Consider the following 19761-nt stretch of genomic DNA (forward strand, 5'->3'; position numbering starts at 1 on the left):
CGCGGACCCAGCACATCTATCGTTGCCTGCTCCAAGGCATGTTCAGGCGGCGTTGGGGTAGAAGGTGGGGAGGTGTCGTTCAGGTTTCACGACATACCGGCGGCCGTGCGGGGATACCCACTCCAACGACCCGTCACCCAGATGCGTGATCACCCACCCGCCGTGGTGTCTGACGGTGTGGTGGCCTTGGCACAGCGGTGCCGTGTTCGTCACGGACGTTTCACCGCCGTCGGCCCACGCGACCGAATGATCGATCTGACACTGCGAGGCAGGTTTCCCGCATCCCGGGCCCATGCACCTGTCAGCCCGCCACGTCACCAGTCTCGCCATCTCCGGCGGTGGCCGATACCTCGTGCGCCCAACCGAGACCACGGCCCCGGTCTCCGGGTGGGTCAGAACCCGCATCCACCCCGACGCGTTACCGGCCAGCTCCCGGGCCGTCTCGATCGGGATCGGACCAACCCCCTCCACCTCCGCCGGATCGGTCACCCCCTCAACACCCAGCAGCGCCAGGGCGGGGACGGTGACGACCACGGTCGCGCGGATCCCCCGAGCCTGCTCCGGGTGCTGGGCCACAGTCCCGTCGATGAGGAGATCGCAGAACACGTCAGCACGAATCTCATCCAACGACCGCTCCCCCGAACCATCGGGCGAACCGCCCCGGGTCGAACCGCGGTCGTGGTCACGGATCACCACCGCCTGCTGGGTGACACGCCCGTAGATCGCATGGGCTTCCACCGACGGAACCAGAGCGTGCACCCACGACATCGAATCCCCCGCAGGCTCCACCAGGATCCGACGCCCCCGCACCGCCACCTGGTGACGCTCGGTCAACGTGGGGGCGGTTTCCCGGTCGATCAGGCGGCGTAGCGCCCGCCGGAACGACCCCACCGGCAACGACTCCGCCAACCCCAACGCCCGCCCCACCAACCGTCCCGCAACATCAGGGCCCAACACGTCGAGGTCATCGACAAGGATCTCCGCGTGCCGAACGGTCACCCGCGACCGAGACAACGACTCCAACACCGCCGGGTACGAGTGCACAAGCGACTCGGCGCGAGCGAGCATCATTCCTGCCGCGTTCTCCGTCACCCGCAGAGCCGACGCGAGCTCCAGCCGCAGGGACCGCATCACCAGCTCCCGGGATCCACCCCCGTACCGGGTGACGTCATCGAGGGCCTCCAGGCGCAGGTCATCGACCCGAGCGAACCGCTGCGCAGCGAACACCGCCTCAAGATCAGCAGCCTCAAGCACAAGAGCGACAGCATCCGGACGCGGTGGAACCCAGCCGGCCACCTCAGCATCCCACTCCCGCACATCCCCCTCATGCACGAACCCGTCAGCATCCGGAACCCCGGGCCACCGCCCCGAATCACCCGCACCGACTGCTTCCATACCCCGACACTACGAGGGGCCTCCGACATTCACACCCCGAGCTTCACGAGCCACGAGTGATTGACTTGGCGAGTGGACCTGAGCCCGTGCCTCGCTCGTGATATCGCGGATCTGACGACGTTTCTGGCCACAGCAGACCTTACGATCAGCGGCATCGAGGAACCGGGAGTACGAATCTGGGTCGAGCGAGACGACTCGGGAGAAATGGTCGGAAGCACGGGTTACGAGCTCAGCGGAGATGGTGATCACGCGCTCATTCGGAGTGTTGCCGTAGCGACTCCTGTTCGCGCCCGCGGCCGCGGAAACGCCCTCGCACGGTTCGCTCTCGCTCGGGCAGCCGAGGGAGGCGCGACACGTGCGTGGCTATTCAGCCGGCGCTCTGGCCCGTTCTGGCAGCAGTTGGGTTTTGAACCTGCCAACAGATACGAGCTTGCAGAGGCGCTAGCGAACACCCATCAGGTTCGGTTCTTCCAGCAGACCGGACAACTGCACAACGAACGGGCGTGGTCGCGGGCGATCAAGCCTCAAGGTTGAGTCGGTAGCCCATCCCCGATTCAGTCAGCAGATGGACCGGGTGGCTGGGGTCGACCTCCAACTTCTTACGCAACTGCGAGATGTAGAGACGCAGGTACCCGGTGTCCGTCACCTGCTCGGTGCCCCAGAGGGTCTTTAGCAGCGTCTGCCGCGTCACCAGAGTGCCGGGGTTGCGGGCGAGGAACTCCAGCATCCGCCACTCGGTCGGAGTGAGATGAACACGGGCGCCGCGTCGCCGAACACTCTTGGCTAACAGATCGACCTCGACGTCCCCGAAGCGCACCACGGATTCTCCCGTCGGCGCCGATGAGGACCGCCGTGTCAGTGCACGCAGACGTGCGAGGAGCTCATCGATCTGGAACGGTTTGGTGACGTAGTCATCTGCGCCGGCATCCAGCGCCTCGACCTTGTCGCCGGAACCCGAACGTCCTGACACCACGATGATCGGCACCTCGCTCCAGCCTCGAATGGCGTGGATGACCCCGACCCCGTCGAGGTGCGGCATCCCGAGATCGAGCATGATCACGTCGGGGTATTCCTTGGCGGCGAGCGCGATCGTCGTCGGTCCGTCGGGGGCCGCCACGACGTCGTAACCGTGCGCCGCGAGCGTGATGCGCACGGCCCGCACAAGTTGCGGGTCGTCGTCTGCGACCAGAACCTTCATGACGCCACGCCCGTCCGCTCGTCGGCAGCCGCATCGTCATCCTCGGCCACAGGTGCAGTGCCAAGCTCCACCACCATCGTCAGGCCACCGCCCGGAGTATCCTCGGCCGTCAATGTCCCGCGCATACCCTCGGTGAAACCGCGGGAGAGCGCAAGCCCCAGCCCGAGCCCCGTCGTGTTGTCGGTGTCGCCCAGCCGCTGGAACGGCGTGAACATGTCGGATCGACGATCCGTCGAGATGCCAGGACCACGGTCGATGACCCGCACCTGAACGCGATCACCGAGAACGCTGGTCGTCACTCTCACCGCGGTACCGACCGGCGAGTGACGCTGTGCATTGGAGAGCAGGTTGACCACGACACGCTGCAGCAACACGGGGTCGGCGAGCACATTCGGCACCCCCACGTCCAGAGCAAGCTCCACCGCGCTCGGACCCAAACCGAGTTCGTCGAGCGAAGCGAGCACGACGTCTCCGACATCCGTCGACGTCAGCAAGACGGCGAGTGCTCCGGCCTCGATCCGACTGACATCGAGCAAGTCGGTAAGAAGCCGCGAGAGGGTGTCGAGGCTCTCGACTGCTGTGTCCAGCAGATCCGCGCGGTCCTGCTCACCGAGCGCGGCCCCCGCGGCGCGAAGCCCGCCGACAGCGGCAAGCGCGGCGGCGAGCGGGCGACGAAGGTCATGGCTCACCGCCGAGAGGAGGGCGCTGCGGACCTGATCGGCTTCAGCAAGGATGTCGGCTGCCCGGGCGGTTTCCTGGAGTGCCGTCTGCTCGAGCGCGGCGTCGAGCTGGGCGACCACAACACCCAACAAGCGCCGCTCCGATGCGTCAAGATCGCCGCCGTGAAGTTCCAACCTCGCGCGCTCGCCGATGGGTACGTCGCTGTGTCGCCCGTTCGGCAGCGGCTCGCCGTCGGTTGCGAGCACCTCGCCCGATTCGCCGACGAGGCGGGCGCCGGACATTCCGAACGCCTCGCGCGCACGAGCAACGAGGGCCGGAACGGCGCCCTGACCACGCAGCACCGAGCCCGCGACAGTTCCAATGAGCTCGGCTTCGGCGGTGGCGCGCCGGGCATGACGCGCCGCACGAGCCGACCGCAGAGAAGACGAGAACGCCCCGCGCGTAGGCCTGCCATGTCTGCTCAGAGCGCGAATCGTCTCCGATCAGCCGGTATACGCCTCGTTCGACGCGCCAGTCCTTCGTCGACGCGTAGGTACGGGCTATCCAGTCGCCCAGGGGGCGGTGGAGCAAGGCGAGGATCAGCAGCACGGTGCAGATCTGAAGGATGCCTGCCCAGATCGTCGAAGCATCCACGTCAGAACCTCTCCGGGTTCAGCAGCGCAACGATGAGATAGACGAGCGCAGCCACCGCGAGCGTGACGGCAAGCACAGAGAACACGATCATCGGCGCTCACCTGCGACCGGCAGGGAGGGAGAAGGGTCCGAAGACGGCCGGATCAGCCGCTCGACCCCCTTTGCGATCAGGCCGACGAGCGCGAACAGGGCGAGCGTAGCGGCCACGGAAATGACGTCGAGCACGGGGAACTCCCGGGGTTGCTGTTACGCCGTCGGATGACGGGCGCTGAACAGATGCAACCTCTTCCCCGCAGCGGGGTCGACGATCCTCACGGAATCCATACGGTCACGACCCGCATGCTCACGGATCCTCGACGATGCTCCGCGCCGCGCGGAGCCTCCGGCGGCGTGGGCCCGAGTGTGACTCTCGCCCACCAAAGCGACGAGGCACGCCGCCGCGCTGCGCGCGGCACCGTGCCTCGTACCCCCGGTGGGACTCGAACCCACACTTGAGCGATTTTAAGTCGCCTGCCTCTGCCATTGGGCTACGGGGGCGCCGTTGTCGGCGCTCCCACGCTACCCCGCAGGGGCGCCGGCGACGCGTTGTGTCAGGACTTGGTGCCCGCGGGCTCCTTGGCGGGCACCGCCGACGCAGCCGGAGGCTTCGGGCGTGCCGCGAACTCCTCGAACACGTACCGCGGGTGCTGGACGGTCGACAGGTTCACGATGTCGCGACCCAGCCACAGGTTGTTCCACCAACCCCAGATGACCCGCCACTTGCGCTCCCACGACGGCATCGCCAGGCCGTGGTAGCCACGGTGCGCAAGCCAGGCGATGAAGCCCTTGAGCGCAAGCTTGCCCGACTGGAAGACACCGTTGTACAAGCCAAGGCCTGCGACAGCGCCGAGGTTCTTGTGCACGTACTCCACGGGAAGCTCGCCGCGCAGGACCGCGGTGATGTTCTTCGCCATGAGCTTGGCCTGACGCACGGCGTGCTGTGCGTTCGGGACGCAGTAGCCGCCAACGCCGCCACCGGTCAGGTCGGGCACTGCGGCCACGTCACCCGCAGCCCAGGCGCCCTCGACGATCTCGTCCTCGCTGCCGACACGAAGATCGGCACGGGTGCGGATGCGACCACGTTCCTCGACGGGCAGGTCGCTGCCACGGACGACAGTCGGGTTGGCCATGACACCGGCGGTCCAGACGATCAGGTCGCTCGGAATGACCTCGCCGGTAGACAGCTCGACGTTGCCGCCGACCGCTCCGGTCACCTGTGTGTCGAGGTGCACGGCGCCGCCGCGCTCACCGAGGGACTTCATGACCCACTTGCTGGTCTCGAGCGACACCTCAGGCATGATTCGGCCCATCGCCTCGACGAGGTGGAAGTGAGTCTCCTCGAAGCTCAGCTCGGGGTACTTCTTCAGCAGTGCGGATGCGATCGAGCGAAGCTCAGCGAAAACCTCGATGCCCGCGAACCCACCGCCGACCACGACGACCGTGAGCAGGCGCTCCCGCTCGGGGCCGGGAGGAAGGGTCGCTGCCTTGTCGAAGTTCGAGAACAGCTTGTCGCGGATGGCGACCGCCTCTTCGATCGTCTTCAGACCGATGGCGTTGTCGGCGATTCCGGGGATCGGGAAGGTCCGCGAGACGGCGCCGGCGGTGACGACGATCTGGTCGTACTCCTCCTGCCAGGGCTCGCCGAGCGTTGGGGTGACCGTCGCCACCTTGTTGGCGTGGTCGATACCGGTGATCTTCGCCGTCACAACGCGCGTGCGCTTGAGATGACGACGCAGCGACACCACCGAGTGGCGGGCCTCGATCGAGCCCGCAGCCACCTCGGGAAGGAACGGCTGGTAGGTCATGTAAGGAAGTGGGTCGACAATCGTGACCTGTGCTTCGCCGCGGCGAAGGTGCTTCTCGAGTTTCCAGGCCGTGTAGAAGCCGGCATACCCTCCGCCGACAATAAGGATCCTGGGGGTGGTGTTGCTCACGATGGGAGAACTCCTGAGATGTTTCAGCGGCGGGGGGCGCGGGACGCCAATCGGACGCGTCGGACAGCAGCGGTGACGCCGAGCGCCACCAGTATAGCCGCGACCGTGCCCGCCGCGAGCGGGACCGTCCCGTAGAGCAGCGACTCGGTGCTCGGCAGGAGCGGCGATCCCGCAGCCTGCTGCTCGACGGGAGGGAGGGGCTCGACGGCGGCGGGCGGAACTGTCGGCTCGGGATCAGGCACGAGATTGGCTCGACGGTAGATCGTGATCCACTCCGCGAGACTGCCGAGCGGGTTCTCGCTGACCGAGGGCACGGATGCCGTCACCGCGGCCTCGGCATCCACCAGTCCGTAGCCGTAGAGCGGGTCGGGAAGGTCTGTCACCCCGGCAGGTGGCGTGGCGGTACGGATGATGCGATTGATGACATCGTCGGCATCCATGTCGGGATACGCGGACCGCACGAGTGCCGCGATCCCCGCCACGATGGGCGCGGCGCCGCTCGTGCCGTCCCACTCGACGACCTTGCCGTCCGCTGACACTCCGAGGAGGTTCTCGCTGGGAGCCGCCACGGCGATCGTGATGCCCTGCGTGGATGCCTCGCGGCTCGCGCGCCCTTGGGGGTCCACACCACCGACAACGAGGACACCGGGGATCGTCGCCGGCGCACCGACAACTCCCGTTCCACTCCCCCGGTTTCCTGCCGCTGCCACGACGACAACGTCGTGCTCGAAGGCGTACATGAACGCGTCGTCCCAGCTGCGATCCCAGTCCGGGGTGTTCGTCGTGAACGACAGATTGATGATGTCGGCGCCATTGTCGACAGCCCAATAGATCGCCTGCGCGATCTGCTCGGTGAAGGGGACGGATGCCGAGACGCCGAATCCCACGGAGATCGAGAGGAGCTCGGCATCCGGTGCCACACCGAGCATGCCCGTCACCGGGCTCGTACCGCGGGAGGCGGCGAGGGACGCCACCCAGCTGCCGTGATCGGGATCGCGGGCTCCCACGGGCGTGCGTCCATCTGGTGATCCGAGACCGGAGACATCCGTGCCGCCGACGACTCCCGAGAACTCCACGGGGCCCTTGCCTATCCCGGTGTCGATGATGGCGATCTTGACGCCGGCGCCCGTGGAGGTCTGCCAAGCGTCCCGGATGCCGTAATCGTCGAGCCAATACTCGGCTGCCCGCAGTGGGTCGGAATCAGATGGCGACGGCGAGGGCGTGACGGTGAACCCGGGCAGAGCGATCATGCCCGCGATCGCGAGCGCAACTGCAGCGAGTCGACCGAGCTGGCGGCGGCGATCCGTCGCCACCGCGGCACTCACGCCAGCTCCTCGGATACGGCATCCACCGCGCGCGTCGCAGCTCCCGGGTCGGCGCACACGCAACGATCCGGCGACCAGTCCGACAGCGCGAGCGCCCGGTCCCCGATCGGATTCACCCCCGGGCCCGCCGCGAGGGAGTGCGCCAGCACGGCGTGCAGGCACTTCACCCGCGTCGGCATCCCGCCCGCCGAGATCCCCGCGATTTCCTCCGGGTCTCCGTAGCGAGCTCTGTCGTCGAGGTAGCTCTGGTGCGCGAGGCGGTACGCGTCCGCGATCTCTTCATCTGCCGCGAGCTGATCGGCAAGCTCATGCATGGTGTGGTCAGCCTCGAGCACTGACATCGCCGCCGTCGCACCCGGATGCGTCAGGTAGTAGAACGTCGGGAACGGGGTGCCGTCGGGGAGCCGCGGGGCGGTGGCGACAACCGTGGGGTTTCCGCACGCGCAGCGAGCGGCGATCCCGAGCACTCCCCGAGCCGGGCGACCCAGTTGCTCGCGCAGGACGGCGAGCTCAGCCTCGGTGACGGGAGCAAACGGGGGCCTGGACACTCCTCCAGGCTACCGACCCGCTCCTGAAGTCCCGCTGCGCGTCACGGGGCGACAGCCGACTCCGAGGAAGACGGCTGCGGATCGGGAACCCCGATGACTGGAAGGGCCGCGGTCTTCGCAAGCCCCGCTGCGGTCACCGACCGCACCAGTTGCGACATCCAGTCGGTCGTGGTTTGCACCACCTCGTCGCTCACCGGCGCCTGCTCGGCGGGTATCGCCGAATCGGGCAGGTCGTTGTCGACGAGGTACACGACCTCACCGGGGCGCACGTAGTAGAGCCGCTCACGGGCCTGGGTTGTGATGTAGGCCGGGTCCTGCCACCGGTCCTTCTCGGTCTCGAGGGCAGCGATCTGGTCCTCGGTCACCTTCACTGCCTGCTCGAGCGCAGCAATCCGTTGTCGCTGCTCCAGGTAGGTGCCGACGGTGGGAACCAACACGAAGGCTGCGAGGACCACGAGTCCCAGCATGATCACCATGAAGCCCGAGAGCCGGATGCCGCCAAGCCAGCCCCTTACGTCGACGCGGCGAGGCGAGCGGGACCGGGGGGAACGAGAACGGGGAGCCGGACTGGTCATCACGGCTCCCCTCTCGTCAGGTCAGTTCGAGCGCATCAGCCCTTGAAACGGGGGAAGGCTCCACGACCGGCGAAGACTGCCGCGTCGCCGAGCTCTTCTTCGATGCGCAGAAGCTGATTGTATTTCGCGACGCGCTCGCTGCGAGCAGGCGCACCGGTCTTGATCTGACCGCAGTTCACGGCGACCGCGAGGTCGGCGATCGTGGTGTCTTCGGTCTCGCCCGAGCGGTGCGAGAGCATCGACCGGTAACCGTTCGAGGTGGCCAGAGCCACGGCATCCAGGGTCTCGGACAGCGTGCCGATCTGGTTGACCTTCACGAGCAGAGCGTTGGCGACGCCCAGGTCGATGCCGCGCTGCAGGCGGCTCGGGTTGGTGACGAACAGGTCGTCGCCCACGAGCTGCACCTTCGAGCCGATCGCGTCGGTGAGCGCCTTCCAGGCGTCCCAGTCGTCTTCGGCCAGCGCATCCTCGATCGTGACGATCGGGTAGTTCGCGACGAGGTCGGCGAAGTAGTCGGTGAGCTCAGCCGCCGTCCACGGCTTGCCCTCGACGGTGTACACGCCGTCGGAGAAGAACTCCGTGGCCGCGACATCCAGACCCACGGCGATGTCTTTGCCGGGGGTGAAGCCGGCCTTCTCGATCGCCTTCATGAGGAAGTCCAGGCCCTCGCGGTTGCTCGGCAGGTCGGGAGCGAAGCCACCCTCGTCACCGAGGCCGGTAGCGAAGCCCGCGGCCTTCAGCTCCCCCTTGAGGACGTGGTAGGTCTCGGTGCCCCAGCGCAGCGACTCGGCGTAGGTCTCGGCGCCGATGGGGGCCAGGAAGAACTCCTGGAAGTCGATGCCGTTGTCGGCGTGCTCACCGCCGTTGATGACGTTGAACAGCGGAACGGGCAGCACGTGCGCGTTGGGTCCGCCGAGGTAGCGGAACAGCGGCAGGTCTGCGCTGTCGGCCGCGGCCTTGGCAACGGCCAGGCTCACGCCGAGGATCGCGTTGGCGCCGCAGCGCGACTTGTTGTCGGTGCCGTCGGTCTCGATGAGAATCTCGTCGACGATGCGCTGCTCGCTGGCATCGACACCCTCGAGCGCCGGCCCGAGCTCGTCGATGACGGCAGCGACGGCCTTGAGCACGCCCTTGCCGCCGTACCGGCTCTTGTCGCCGTCACGCAGTTCATACGCCTCGAATGCGCCGGTGGATGCGCCGGACGGGACGGCCGCCCGCTGAACGGTGCCGTCTTCGAGGAGGACTTCCACCTCGACGGTCGGGTTGCCGCGCGAATCGAGAATCTCGCGCGCGCCTACAGCCTCAATCAATGCCACGAAAGGACTCCTTGTTTGGGAGGGTTGTGTCGGAGCGTCGTCGGTCCACGTCGAGTCTAGTGACGACGGATGCCGCGCCACAGGCCCGCTCGGGCGGAGAAAAGCTCAGACCACCACCGCGAGCGCGATCCCATCCCATCCTTTGCGGTCCAGGGTCTGTAGGGCTGTCGCATCGAACCGCGGATCATCGCGCAGCATCTCGAGCCCGCGCCGGGTACCGACGACCTGGCTCGTGGTGTCGTGAGGATCGGCGACCTGGCCTGACCGGCCGATGTTGTCGACGACCACGACGGTTCCCGCACGCCCGAGGCGCGCAGCCCAGTCGAGGTAGACCGTGTTGGATTCCTTGTCGGCGTCGATGAAGACGAGATCGAAGGGGTCCTCCCCCACCAGGGTCGGCAGGACGTCTGCGGCCCGCCCGACGCGAACGTCGACGCGATCCCCGATACCCGCTCGGTCGAGGTTGGCCCGCGCGATGGAGGCGTTGACCGGCTCCGCCTCGATCGTGACCACTGTTCCGGCGCTCGGCACAGCGCGGGCCAGCCAGATCGTCGAATAGCCGCCGAGAGTGCCGATCTCAAGGATCCTGCGGGCGCCGGCGATCCGGGCGAGCAGGTGCAAGAACTTCGCGTTCACGGGAGCCACCTCGATGGCTGGCAGCCCCGCGCGGCCCTGCTCTGCCAGCGCGGCATCAAGCGCAGCATCCTGGTCGACGAGCGTGTCGGTCAGGTAGTGATCGACTCGGGTCCACGCGTCCGGGGTGGGATCTGGCATGGCATCAGCCAACCGTGCCCGGCTTGTGCGGTCAACGGGTCAGCGCGCTGGATCTGATTTCCCCGTCGGATGCCGGGTCGCAGCGCTTGTTTTCCCGTAGCCCAGGGCTCCCGCAACCGCCGGGAGGAGAGCCTCGGCGGTGCGCCGGTAGCCGAGCGGGCTCGGGTGGAAGCGGTCCAGGCTGAACATCTCGTCCGGCTGGGAGATGAAGAACGGTCCCACCGCGTGACGTAGCGACACGGCGTAGGCCCCGGCGCCGACCGCGGCCTCCTCCTGCGCGTCGGCGAGTTGGCGCGACATCCGCGAGCCCAGCGATCGGAGCGGTTGCGGCACCGGTCGCAGCGCCCCGAGGTCTGGGCAACTTCCCACCACGACCTGCACGCCGCGGGCTCGCAGCCGTTCGATCGCCACGACAAGGTGCCGCACGGCGGTGGAGACGGCGACGCGGTGCGTGATGTCGTTGCCGCCGACGATGATGACGGCGACATCCGGCCGATAGTCATCAGCGAGCTCGTCGAGCTGGGCACCCAAGGCCGAAGATTCCGACCCGACGACCGCCGCGGTGCGTAGTCGCACGGGGCGCTTCGCCTTCTTCGCGAGTCCGATCGCCAGACGCGCACCGAGCGTTTCCTTGCGCCGCTGCGCGCCAAGACCCGCCGCGATCGAGTCCCCCAGCACAAGAAGCTCGATCGGGTCACCTTCAAGCTTGCGGCGCCACACCCGATCTGCCTCGAGCGCGTCCTCACCAAGCGGTTTGCCGATCAGTCGCCGTGCCTGCGCGGCCTGGCGGTCGATCAGCGTGCGTGCGGCGAGCGCCGTCGTCGCCACAGCGCCCACCACGGCAGCTCCCCAGAGCACTCCGGTCGTGATCCGGCTCATACGGCGATTTGACCCTCTCGAGCTGAATCGCCGTTGACGCGCCGGTGAACGGATGAGCGCCGAACGAATCAGCCGAGCGGCTTGATCTCGAGAGTGTCGACCGTCGCGCCCGGGCGGACTGCAGCGAAGTGGGTGTACCCATCGGCGGTCGCCCGCTCCAGCAGCGGTTTGAGGTTCTTCGGGCGCTGCTCCAGCCGCACGCGGCTCCCCCGGGCCACCAGCGCTGACTTCAGGGCGATCAGCTCGGCAACCTCGACCTCGCGATCGTGAACGAGCACGACGGCGTGGATGTCGTCATCGGCCGCATCGGTGACAAGGTCGACGATCCGCTCGAAGCCGAGCGAGAATCCGACGGCGGGAACGTCCTGGCCGAGGAACCGGCCGATCATGCCGTCGTAGCGTCCCCCGCCACCGAGCGAGTAGGACACCAGCGGGTGGGCGATCTCGAAGATCGTGCCGGTGTAGTAGCCCATGCCGCGCACCAGGAACGGGTCGAACACCAGCGGAGCCTCTCCCCCGCGCGCTGCCGCGACTGCCTCGCCGATCGCGGCGAGCGCGCCGATCGCATCACCCGCCAGCCCGTCGGGCAGCGCAGCGCGGATCTGCTCGTCGTCGAAACGGCTCACCGTGCCCTTCTCACGCGCCAGGAACTCCGCAAAGGCGTCAACAGCCTCGGGCGCCGCCGAGCGTTCGCGCAGCTCGGTGGCGACACCGGCGGCGCCGATCTTGTCGAGCTTGTCGATCGTGATGAGCACGCCCGGGCGCTCTGCCTCGGGAAAGCCGAAGTGATCGAGCATCGCATCCAACAGGCGACGGTCATTCACGCGAACGATGCCGCCCTCGAGCCCGAGGGCATCCAGCGCGTCGAGGGTCGCGGTGATCAGCTCGGCTTCGGCGCGCGAGGAAGCATCGCCGATGATGTCGATGTCACACTGCACGAACTGCCGGTATCGACCCTTCTGGGGGCGTTCTGCCCGCCACACCGGCGCGATCTGCACGGCACGGAAGACGCCCGGAAGCTCGGCCCGGTGGCTCGCATAGAAGCGCGCGAGCGGCACCGTCAGGTCGTATCGCAAACCCAGATCGGAGAGTGCCGCGGGATCGTCGGCTGCCGCACGGATGCCGTCGGCATCCAGTCCGCGCCGCAGGACGTTATAGGCGAGCTTCTCGTTGTCGCCACCGATACCGGCGTGTAGCCGCTCGTAGTCCTCGACCACCGGAGTTTCGATCTCGTCGAAGCCGTGGGCGCGATAGCGCTGACGGATGACGGCGAGCACGCGCTCACGGCGAGCCTTGTCGGCGGGGAGAAAATCGCGCATGCCGCGCGGCGGGGTGACGGGTGGCACCGGCCTATTCTTCCAGGTCGGCAGGCGCAGCTTCCGCAGCCCGGATCTCTTCCGAGAGTGTGCGCAGTCGCTGGCGCAGTGCGCGCTCCGCATCCCAACCGCGGGCCCGGGCGGCCGCGACGAGGGCGAGGAGCGCGTCGCCCAGTTCGGCTTCGGAGGCAGGCGTGGCGGGATCATCCGAACCGGCCTCACGCGCCGGTGGCACTACGGCTGCCGGCAGCAAGGAGGCCTTCCCCACCAGCTTTTGCGCGAGCGCTAGCGTCGGCATCCGTTCGCTTACGCCATCGAGCACACTCGTGCGGCTGCGCTTCTCTTCGGCCTTCGCAGCGTTCCACAGGACCAGAACCTGCTCGGGCGTGTCGGCGGTCTCGCCGGCGAAGACATGCGGATGCCGACGCACCATCTTGTCGGTGAGGGTGCGGGCAACATCATCGATGTCGAACGGATCGTCGCTGTCGCGCGAGGCGATCTCGGCATGGAAGAGCACCTGCCAGAGCAGATCGCCCAGTTCCTCGCGCAGGTCGGCACGCGTCCCCACCTCGACTGCGTCGATGAGTTCGGCACTCTCTTCGACGAGGTAAGGAACGAGTGCCCGATGATCGATCTGCTGCGTCCAGACGCACCGGTCGCGCACCACTCGCATCGTGTCTGCAGCGCGGCGCAACGGGTCTGCCGACGTCGGCTCGATGGGGTCTGTCATGACGTTGCTGCTTCGCTGGATTCGGTGACGGCGCTTGCCCGCCTGCGGTAGTGACGGGCACGCGCAGACACGAGGATGCCGGCGATGATGACCGAGATCAGCGAGCCCGAGAGCACGCCGAGCACTGCTTCGTCGGTGAGGAGGTCGTTGCCTTCGAACGCGAGCTCGGACAGCAGCAGCGACACGGTGAACCCGATGCCGCCGAGCGCGCCGGCGGCAAGGAGGTCAGCCATCGGCAGTCGCGGCATCGCGGGGTCGTGCGCGACGCGTTGCGAGATCCACCCGAACAGCGATATTCCGATGATCTTTCCGACGGGGAGCGCAATCAGGATGCCGTAGAAGGCCGGCGTGAGTTCCTCGATCGACACCGCCGGAATGATGACAAGCGCCGACGAGAAGGCGAACAGCGGAAGCACGATGACGTTGACCCACGGCTCCATCGCATGCCGGGTGTGAAGAGCCGGCTGCTGCGCCATCGCAAGCCCCAGGGCGACGCCGGCGATCGTGGCGTGGACGCCCGAGAGGTAGACCAGAACCCAGGTAGCGAGGGCGAGCACGAGGAGGATCGGGATGACCGCGGCGCGCGCCCGCGTGTCGAGCTTGCGGCTGAGGTACCCGAAGATCACGACGAGCACTGCCGCTGCCGCAAGGAGCGCGATGTTCACGCCGTCGGTGAAGAGCACAGCGATGAAGATGATGCCGACGATGTCATCGAGGATCGCGAGGGCGAGCAGGAAGATCCGCACGCCCGAGGGAAGGCCTCGGCCGAAGACGGCGAGAACCCCGAGGGCGAACGCGATGTCTGTCGCGGTTGGGATCGGCCATCCGTCAGCAGACTCCGTGCCCCACGCGAACGCGAGGTAGACGACTATCGGAACGATCACCCCGCCTGCCGCGGCGATCGCCGGCTGAAGCGCTTTCCGAGCAGAGTTGAGCTGACCGTTGGTGAGCTCGAACTGCAGCTCGACCGCGACGACGAAGAAGAACAGCGCAAGCAGACCGTCCGCGATCCAGTGACCCACCGAGAGCTCGAAGACACCGGGGATGCCGACATACGTGTGCTGCAGATCTTGCACACTGTGGCCGATCGGGGAATTCGCGATGATGAGTCCCGCGGCGGCTGCAACAAGCAGCATGATGGCGGGAAAGCGCGCAGAGCGAAGCAACGACATGGAGTCCTTTCGGGGATGCGGCAGCCGATGCCGACCAGACTTCCCGGCTCTCCACCCCCTATCCTACCGGCGGGGCTCTTGCGCCTCGAAGACGACTCGGATCGCACCCTGTCAAGAGTCGTCACACGTCACCTTGATGAAACACCTGGCCGTTACGGTGGACTGCATGTACGAACTGACCCGGACCGAAGCCATCGACCTCGTCGGCCGATACGAAGCGGGTCAAGAGATCCCCGAACAGATGCGCGCCGACGTGCGCCTGCTCGGCTCCCTCCTCGGCGAGGTGCTCCGCGAGAGCGGGTCGCCCGGCTTGTTTGAGGATGTCGAGCGCCTGCGCCTCGCGACGATCCAGGCCTACACGGATGAAACACCCGAGGCCTTTGCACATGCCACCGAGGTTGCCGAGTCGTTCTCGATCGAGCGTGCCCACGAGGTGGCCCGCGCCTTCACCGCATACTTCCACCTCGTGAACCTGGTCGAAGAGCACCAGCGGGTGCGGATCGTGCGCGAGCGCGACGGCCGCCCCGACAGCGAGGGCGCAGCCGACTCGATCGAGGCTGCCTACGCGCGCCTTGCCGACGAAATCGGTGAGGATGCCGCGCTCGCCCGCCTGCAGACGCTGCGCTTCCACCCCGTCTTCACGGCGCACCCCACCGAAGCGCGTCGCCGGGCGATCTCATCGAGCATCCGTCGCCTCGCGGGGCTGCTGCAGGAGCACGACGATCGCCTGCGCGACGGCAACGACCCGACGCGTCTGGAACGGCGCATGGTCGAAGAGATCGACACCCTGTGGCGCACCGCCCCGCTTCGCCCCGAGAAGCCGTCGCCGGTCGACGAGGTGCGCTCGGTCATGGCGATCTTCGACGAGACCCTCTACACCGTGGTCCCGGCGGTGTATCGGCGCCTGGATGACATGCTGCAGGGCACGAACGCGGGTGGTCGCGCACCACTGGTGAGCCCCTTCGTGCGTGTGGGGTCGTGGGTCGGCGGTGACCGTGATGGGAACCCGTTCGTGACGGCATCCGTGACGCGCAAGGCCGCGGGCATCGCCGCCGAGCACATCCTGCTGGGACTCGAGCGCACGACGCAGCGCATCGGGCGGACGCTCACCCTGGATGCCGACACGACGCCGCCCTCCGACGCGCTGCTTGCCCTCTGGAAGCGCCTGAAGGCTGCGGACGAAGAGGCGGCTACCGAGATCGCGAAGCGGTCGCCGAATGAGCCGCACCGCCGCATCCTGCTGATGCTCGCACGCAAGATCGACGCGACCCGCCTGCGGGATGCCGACCTTGCCTATCGCGAGCCGAGCGAGTTCCTCGCCGACCTGCGCACGGTTCAGGACTCGCTCGTCGCGGCAGGGGCTGCCCGCCAGGCCTATGGGCACCTGCAGCAGTTGATCTGGCAGGTCGAGACCTACGGCTTCCACCTTGCCGAGCTCGAGGTGCGGCAGCACTCGGCAGTGCACGCGAAGGTACTGGCCGAACTCGATGCGGCTGCCGGATCGACCGGCGAGCTTTCCGAGCAGGCCGACGACGTGCTCGAGGTGTTCCGCACGATCGCCTTCCTGCAGGAGCGGTACGGACCTGCAGCAGCGGGCCGCTACATCGTGTCGTTCACGCAGTCCGCCGAGGACCTCGCGAACGTTCATCGCCTGGCCCGCTACGCGGTCGGCGAGGGCGGGCGGATGCCGGTGCTCGACGTGATCCCGCTGTTCGAGACCTTCGCCGACCTGCAGGCTGCGCCCGGGATCCTCGCCGAGATCGTGCAGCACCCGGAGTTCGCGGATCGCCTGGAGCGCACCGGTCGACGCCTGGAGGTCATGCTCGGCTACTCCGACTCGTCGAAGGATGTCGGCCCCGTCGCTGCCACCCTCGCGCTCTATGAGGCACAGGCCGACATCGCCGCCTGGGCGAAGGACGAAGGCATCGAACTCACGCTCTTCCACGGTCGCGGCGGTGCGCTCGGTCGTGGTGGCGGGCCCGCGAACTCCGCGATCCTCGCGCAGCCGCCGCACTCGGTCGACGGCCGCTTCAAGCTCACCGAACAGGGCGAGGTGATCTTCGCCCGGTACGGCGACCCCGAGATCGCGATGCGCCACATCGATCAGGTTGCCGCCGCCGTGCTGCTGGCATCCGCACCCTCAATCGAGCGGCGCAACAGCGGGGCCGCTCGAAAGTTCGCTGAGGTTGCGGCGACGCTGGATGCGGCATCCCGTCAGCGCTTCTTCGATCTGGTCAAAGCCCCCGGATTCGCGCCGTGGTTCGCGCAGGTCACCCCGATGGAAGAGATCGGGCTGCTGGCCCTCGGCTCACGTCCCGCGCGGCGCGGCCTGTCGGTCGAATCCCTCGCTGACCTCCGCGCCATCCCGTGGGTGTTCGCCTGGGCTCAGGCGCGCATCAACCTCGCGGGCTGGTTCGGCCTGGGGACCGCGCTGGATGCCGTCGGTGATGAAGAGCTGCTGCGCGAGGCCTATGAGCAGTGGCCGCTCTTCAGGACGATGATCGACAACGTCGGGATGAGTCTTGCCAAGACCGACCCACGGATCGCGCGCCGCTATCTCGAACTCGGTGACCGTGACGACCTCGCCGGGCTCGTGCTCGATGAGATGACGTTGACGCGCTCCTGGGTCGTCAGGCTCACCGGCGGCGACGAGGTGCTCGCCAACAAGCCCGTCCTGCAGCGTGCCGTGAAGCTCCGCAGTCCCTATGTTGACGCGCTGTCGCTGCTTCAGCTGCGGGCGCTGCGCGGGCTTCGGGATGCCGCGGCATCGGACGCACCCGCCGATCCCGATCAGCAGCGTCTGCTGTTGCTTTCGGTGAGCGGTGTCGCGGCGGGCCTGCAGAACACGGGATGATCCTGCACGGATCGCGCGTCGCTGCCATCCGTGTCGGTGGGCAGGGTTAGCGTCTGGGCATGGCGATCACGACCACGGAGACCTGCCCGTTGTGCGGCACCGACGACGTCCGCGTCGACGACGTGGCATGGTTTGCTGTCGCGTTCGAGCGCCGCGCCGAGCTGCTGAGTGATGTCGACGTGCAGGATGCCGTGGTGTTCCTGTGCCGCGAATGCGGGGTGACCTGGGACTGAAGTCTCAGTCGAGGCGAACGTCGTCAGCGTGCCTCGCAAGACTCCGTCCGTAGCGCTCCGTGAGTTGAACCATCAGATCCGGCGTCTCACGGTCGAGCCCGAACACGTAGCCCGGGAAGTCCAACTCCTTCTGCGCTTCCCAGATGTCGTCGTGCCGGTCCGGCGAGTACAGGTGCGCCGGATTTCCGACAGCAACCCACGCGATCGGCACGACTGTTTCTGGGGGAAGAACGGTGCGCAGGTGAACGACCGCGTTGATGCGAACCTCGCTGCGCTCGCCGATTCGCGCACCGTTGAAGACGCGCGTGCCCGTGGCGAGGAACACCTCATCAGCCACGGTGGCTCCCGAAATACTCGCCATCGGTCCGACCAGCACGTGGTCGCCGATATGGACGGGATCTGTCGCGCTCGCCCGGATCAGCGCGTTCTCCATCACGATGACGCTCTCACCGATCGTGATCGCACCGCCCTCGGCCGTGATGACCGCGCCGTGCAGGACCTGCGAATGCGCGCCGATCGTGACGTCCCCCGAAATCACCGCGCTCGGCGCGATGACGGCCGTGGGATGGATGCGGGGCTGCGCCCCGAGGTGCTCGAACCGCATCGTTCCTCCTCGATCGGTGTCAGCGTACCGCGTCGGTGCACATCCCAGGCTTGCGCGTTTCGTACATTTGTTCTATACTAATGAGTAGCAGCGCACGTGCCCATGGAGCGCTTCCGGCGGAGCCGTCTGGCTTCACGATTCTCGGAGCAGCATGGGCACCCCCGCATCCCCCGACCGACACCGCGGTCCTTCCGTGTCGTCGCGGGTGCACGGTCGGGTGACCGCTTTGGTGGATGATCTGGTTGCGACGCGGCGGAAGATCGCAGCGTTGCAGGCCCGTGAAGCTCGGTTGCTCGCATACGGAGTTGATCTGGCCCTAGAACGGGCCGCGGAGCTCGGATCCTCCCGGTCCGGGTCAGACCTCGGCATCCGCGAGATCGCTGCCGAACTGGGCGCCGCAATGCGGGTCAGCGACCGCACCGTGCAGAACCGCATGGGCGACGCATCCGCCCTCGTCGGCCGCTTCGCGGGAACCCACACCACCCTCGAACGCGGCGAGATCGACACCGCCCACGTACGGGTCATCGTGGACGCCGGTGCCGGCATCAGTGATGACACGGCGCGGGCCCACTACGAACAGCTTGCGCTCGAGATCGCCCGCCACGAGAGCCCCAACCGACTCCGGGCTGCCGCCCGCGCGATCGCCGCGAGTATCGACCCCGACTCCCCCACCCGACTCAAGCGCCTCGCAACCGACGCCCGCACCGTTCGTATCCAGGACCTCGACGACGGACTCGCCCGCCTGGTCGCCGACCTCCCCGCACCGCTCGCGTACGCCATCCACGATCGCCTCACCCAAACCGCCCGCCACGTCCGCGACACCCGCGACGCGGTGCCCGGCGACGAACAGAACCCGGCCGAACCGGCATCAGATGACCGAACAATGGATCAGCTGCGCGCAGACGTGCTCGCCGACCTTCTGCTGACCGCCACCCCCACAGCCCACGGCGACGCTGATGTCACAACCCGGATCACCGGACGGGTGCAGGTCACCATCCCCCTCCGGTCCCTGGCCGGAGCCACCGACGAACCCGGCATCCTCGCTGGCTATGGTCCTGTCGACCCCGCCCTGATCCGCGACCTCGCCGCCGCTGCGCCCGGCTGGGACCGCGTCTTCACCGACGCCGACACCGGACTCCCCGTCGCCGTCGACCGCTACCGACCCGACGCCGCGCTGAAACGGTACCTGTCAGCCCGAGACGAACACTGCCGCTTCCCCGGATGCCGACGCCCCGCCCACACCTGCGACATCGACCACACCATCGACGCCGCCCGCGGCGGGCCCACCGACCCGTGCAACCTCGCCCACTTCTGCAAACGACACCACACCCTCAAACACGACACCGCCTGGACCGCAAAGCAGCTCCCCGGCGGAATCCTGGAATGGACCAGCCCCACCGGCAGGACCTACAACGACAACCCGGCACCTACTGTGCGGTTCATACCCGATCCCGAACCGACACCTGCACCCGCGCCCTTCTAGAGGCGATCTCGCACGCCGTTCCAGAGGCGATCTCGCACGCCCTTGCGCACGCAACGCCGCAGGCGCGGGGCC

General features: G+C 67.6%; 19 protein-coding genes, 1 tRNA gene and 2 pseudogenes. 4 read left to right on the forward strand and 18 right to left on the reverse strand.

All coding sequences use genetic code 11. The features are described from left to right. Positions 1-42: 42 nt before the first annotated feature. A complete protein-coding gene (locus tag AB0O89_RS09500) occupies positions 43-1395 on the reverse strand; it encodes a DUF222 domain-containing protein (protein WP_363496753.1) in 1353 nt (450 codons plus the stop codon). 72 nt (positions 1396-1467) lie between these two features. On the opposite strand from AB0O89_RS09500, the gene AB0O89_RS09505 reads away from it, so the two are divergent. Continuing rightward, positions 1468-1929 (forward strand): GNAT family N-acetyltransferase, encoded by a 462-nt coding sequence (locus AB0O89_RS09505; protein ID WP_363496756.1) that lies wholly within the window; start codon positions 1468-1470, stop codon positions 1927-1929. On the opposite strand, the gene AB0O89_RS09510 is transcribed toward AB0O89_RS09505, so the two are convergent. From AB0O89_RS09510 to nhaA, 16 genes and pseudogenes are all read right to left on the reverse strand, one after another. Beyond that, on the reverse strand, positions 1913-2593 hold the full coding sequence (locus tag AB0O89_RS09510) for a response regulator transcription factor (RefSeq protein WP_300593076.1): 681 nt from the start codon (positions 2591-2593) through the stop codon (positions 1913-1915). The two genes, AB0O89_RS09505 and AB0O89_RS09510, sit on opposite strands and share 17 nt — an antisense overlap. Next, positions 2590-3690 (reverse strand): annotated as a pseudogene (locus tag AB0O89_RS09515) (ATP-binding protein); the annotation flags it as partial. The gene AB0O89_RS09510 and the pseudogene AB0O89_RS09515, both read right to left, overlap by 4 nt. Continuing rightward, a pseudogene (locus tag AB0O89_RS09520) lies at positions 3683-3907 on the reverse strand (potassium-transporting ATPase subunit KdpA); the annotation flags it as partial. The pseudogenes AB0O89_RS09515 and AB0O89_RS09520, both read right to left, overlap by 8 nt. Before the next feature lies 1 nt (position 3908). Then, on the reverse strand, positions 3909-3998 hold the full coding sequence (gene kdpF, locus AB0O89_RS09525) for a K(+)-transporting ATPase subunit F (protein ID WP_300593079.1): 90 nt from the start codon (positions 3996-3998) through the stop codon (positions 3909-3911). Further along, positions 3995-4132 (reverse strand): hypothetical protein, encoded by a 138-nt coding sequence (locus AB0O89_RS09530; RefSeq protein WP_300593082.1) that lies wholly within the window; start codon positions 4130-4132, stop codon positions 3995-3997. The genes kdpF and AB0O89_RS09530 overlap by 4 nt, the downstream gene beginning before the upstream one ends. Positions 4133-4371: 239 nt before the next feature. Beyond that, positions 4372-4444 (reverse strand) — tRNA-Leu (locus tag AB0O89_RS09535). A 53-nt stretch (positions 4445-4497) separates the two neighbouring features. Next, positions 4498-5880, reverse strand: a complete 1383-nt coding sequence (locus tag AB0O89_RS09540; protein WP_292708826.1) for an FAD-dependent oxidoreductase — start codon at positions 5878-5880, stop codon at positions 4498-4500. A gap of 23 nt (positions 5881-5903) precedes the next feature. Further along, positions 5904-7130 carry a S8 family serine peptidase gene (locus AB0O89_RS09545; protein WP_363496898.1) on the reverse strand — a complete coding sequence of 409 codons (1227 nt, stop codon included), beginning with the start codon at positions 7128-7130 and terminating at the stop codon, positions 5904-5906. Between the two features lie 71 nt (positions 7131-7201). Next, entirely contained in the window at positions 7202-7753 is a 552-nt protein-coding gene (locus AB0O89_RS09550; protein WP_363496761.1) for a DUF501 domain-containing protein, read from the reverse strand. A 41-nt stretch (positions 7754-7794) separates the two neighbouring features. Further along, a complete protein-coding gene (locus tag AB0O89_RS09555; protein WP_363496764.1) occupies positions 7795-8328 on the reverse strand; it encodes a septum formation initiator family protein in 534 nt (177 codons plus the stop codon). Between the two features lie 35 nt (positions 8329-8363). Beyond that, positions 8364-9644: a phosphopyruvate hydratase gene (eno, locus tag AB0O89_RS09560; protein ID WP_300591612.1), complete on the reverse strand. Its 1281-nt coding sequence runs from the start codon at positions 9642-9644 to the stop codon at positions 8364-8366. A 105-nt stretch (positions 9645-9749) separates the two neighbouring features. Continuing rightward, entirely contained in the window at positions 9750-10418 is a 669-nt protein-coding gene (locus AB0O89_RS09565) for an O-methyltransferase (RefSeq protein WP_363496768.1), read from the reverse strand. Between the two features lie 39 nt (positions 10419-10457). Next, on the reverse strand, positions 10458-11297 hold the full coding sequence (locus AB0O89_RS09570; protein ID WP_363496771.1) for an SGNH/GDSL hydrolase family protein: 840 nt from the start codon (positions 11295-11297) through the stop codon (positions 10458-10460). Between the two features lie 68 nt (positions 11298-11365). After that, positions 11366-12616 (reverse strand): histidine--tRNA ligase, encoded by a 1251-nt coding sequence (gene hisS / locus AB0O89_RS09575; protein ID WP_363496901.1) that lies wholly within the window; start codon positions 12614-12616, stop codon positions 11366-11368. A gap of 31 nt (positions 12617-12647) precedes the next feature. Next, positions 12648-13343 carry a MazG nucleotide pyrophosphohydrolase domain-containing protein gene (locus AB0O89_RS09580; protein WP_363496774.1) on the reverse strand — a complete coding sequence of 232 codons (696 nt, stop codon included), beginning with the start codon at positions 13341-13343 and terminating at the stop codon, positions 12648-12650. Continuing rightward, entirely contained in the window at positions 13340-14515 is a 1176-nt protein-coding gene (gene nhaA, locus AB0O89_RS09585; protein ID WP_363496777.1) for a Na+/H+ antiporter NhaA, read from the reverse strand. Before nhaA ends, AB0O89_RS09580 begins: the two co-directional genes overlap by 4 nt. Positions 14516-14681: 166 nt before the next feature. On the opposite strand from nhaA, the gene AB0O89_RS09590 reads away from it, so the two are divergent. Both AB0O89_RS09590 and AB0O89_RS09595 read left to right on the forward strand, forming a co-directional pair. Further along, the gene (locus AB0O89_RS09590) at positions 14682-17369 is read left to right on the forward strand and encodes a phosphoenolpyruvate carboxylase (protein ID WP_363496780.1); all 2688 of its coding nucleotides are present in this window, start codon (positions 14682-14684) and stop codon (positions 17367-17369) included. A gap of 59 nt (positions 17370-17428) precedes the next feature. Next, positions 17429-17602, forward strand: coding sequence for a hypothetical protein (locus AB0O89_RS09595; RefSeq protein WP_300591604.1), 174 nt, complete (start codon positions 17429-17431; stop codon positions 17600-17602). Positions 17603-17606: 4 nt separating this feature from the next. Here AB0O89_RS09595 and AB0O89_RS09600 read toward each other — a convergent pair whose 3' ends face one another. Then, positions 17607-18206, reverse strand: coding sequence for a gamma carbonic anhydrase family protein (locus AB0O89_RS09600; RefSeq protein WP_300591602.1), 600 nt, complete (start codon positions 18204-18206; stop codon positions 17607-17609). Positions 18207-18423: 217 nt separating this feature from the next. Between AB0O89_RS09600 and AB0O89_RS09605 the strand changes: the two genes are divergently transcribed. Further along, positions 18424-19689 (forward strand): DUF222 domain-containing protein, encoded by a 1266-nt coding sequence (locus AB0O89_RS09605; RefSeq protein ID WP_363496784.1) that lies wholly within the window; start codon positions 18424-18426, stop codon positions 19687-19689. The last annotated feature ends 72 nt before the right edge of the window (positions 19690-19761 follow it).

Source organism: Microbacterium sp. NPDC076895 (assembly GCF_040687115.1).
Taxonomy (GTDB): Bacteria; Actinomycetota; Actinomycetes; order Actinomycetales; family Microbacteriaceae; genus Microbacterium.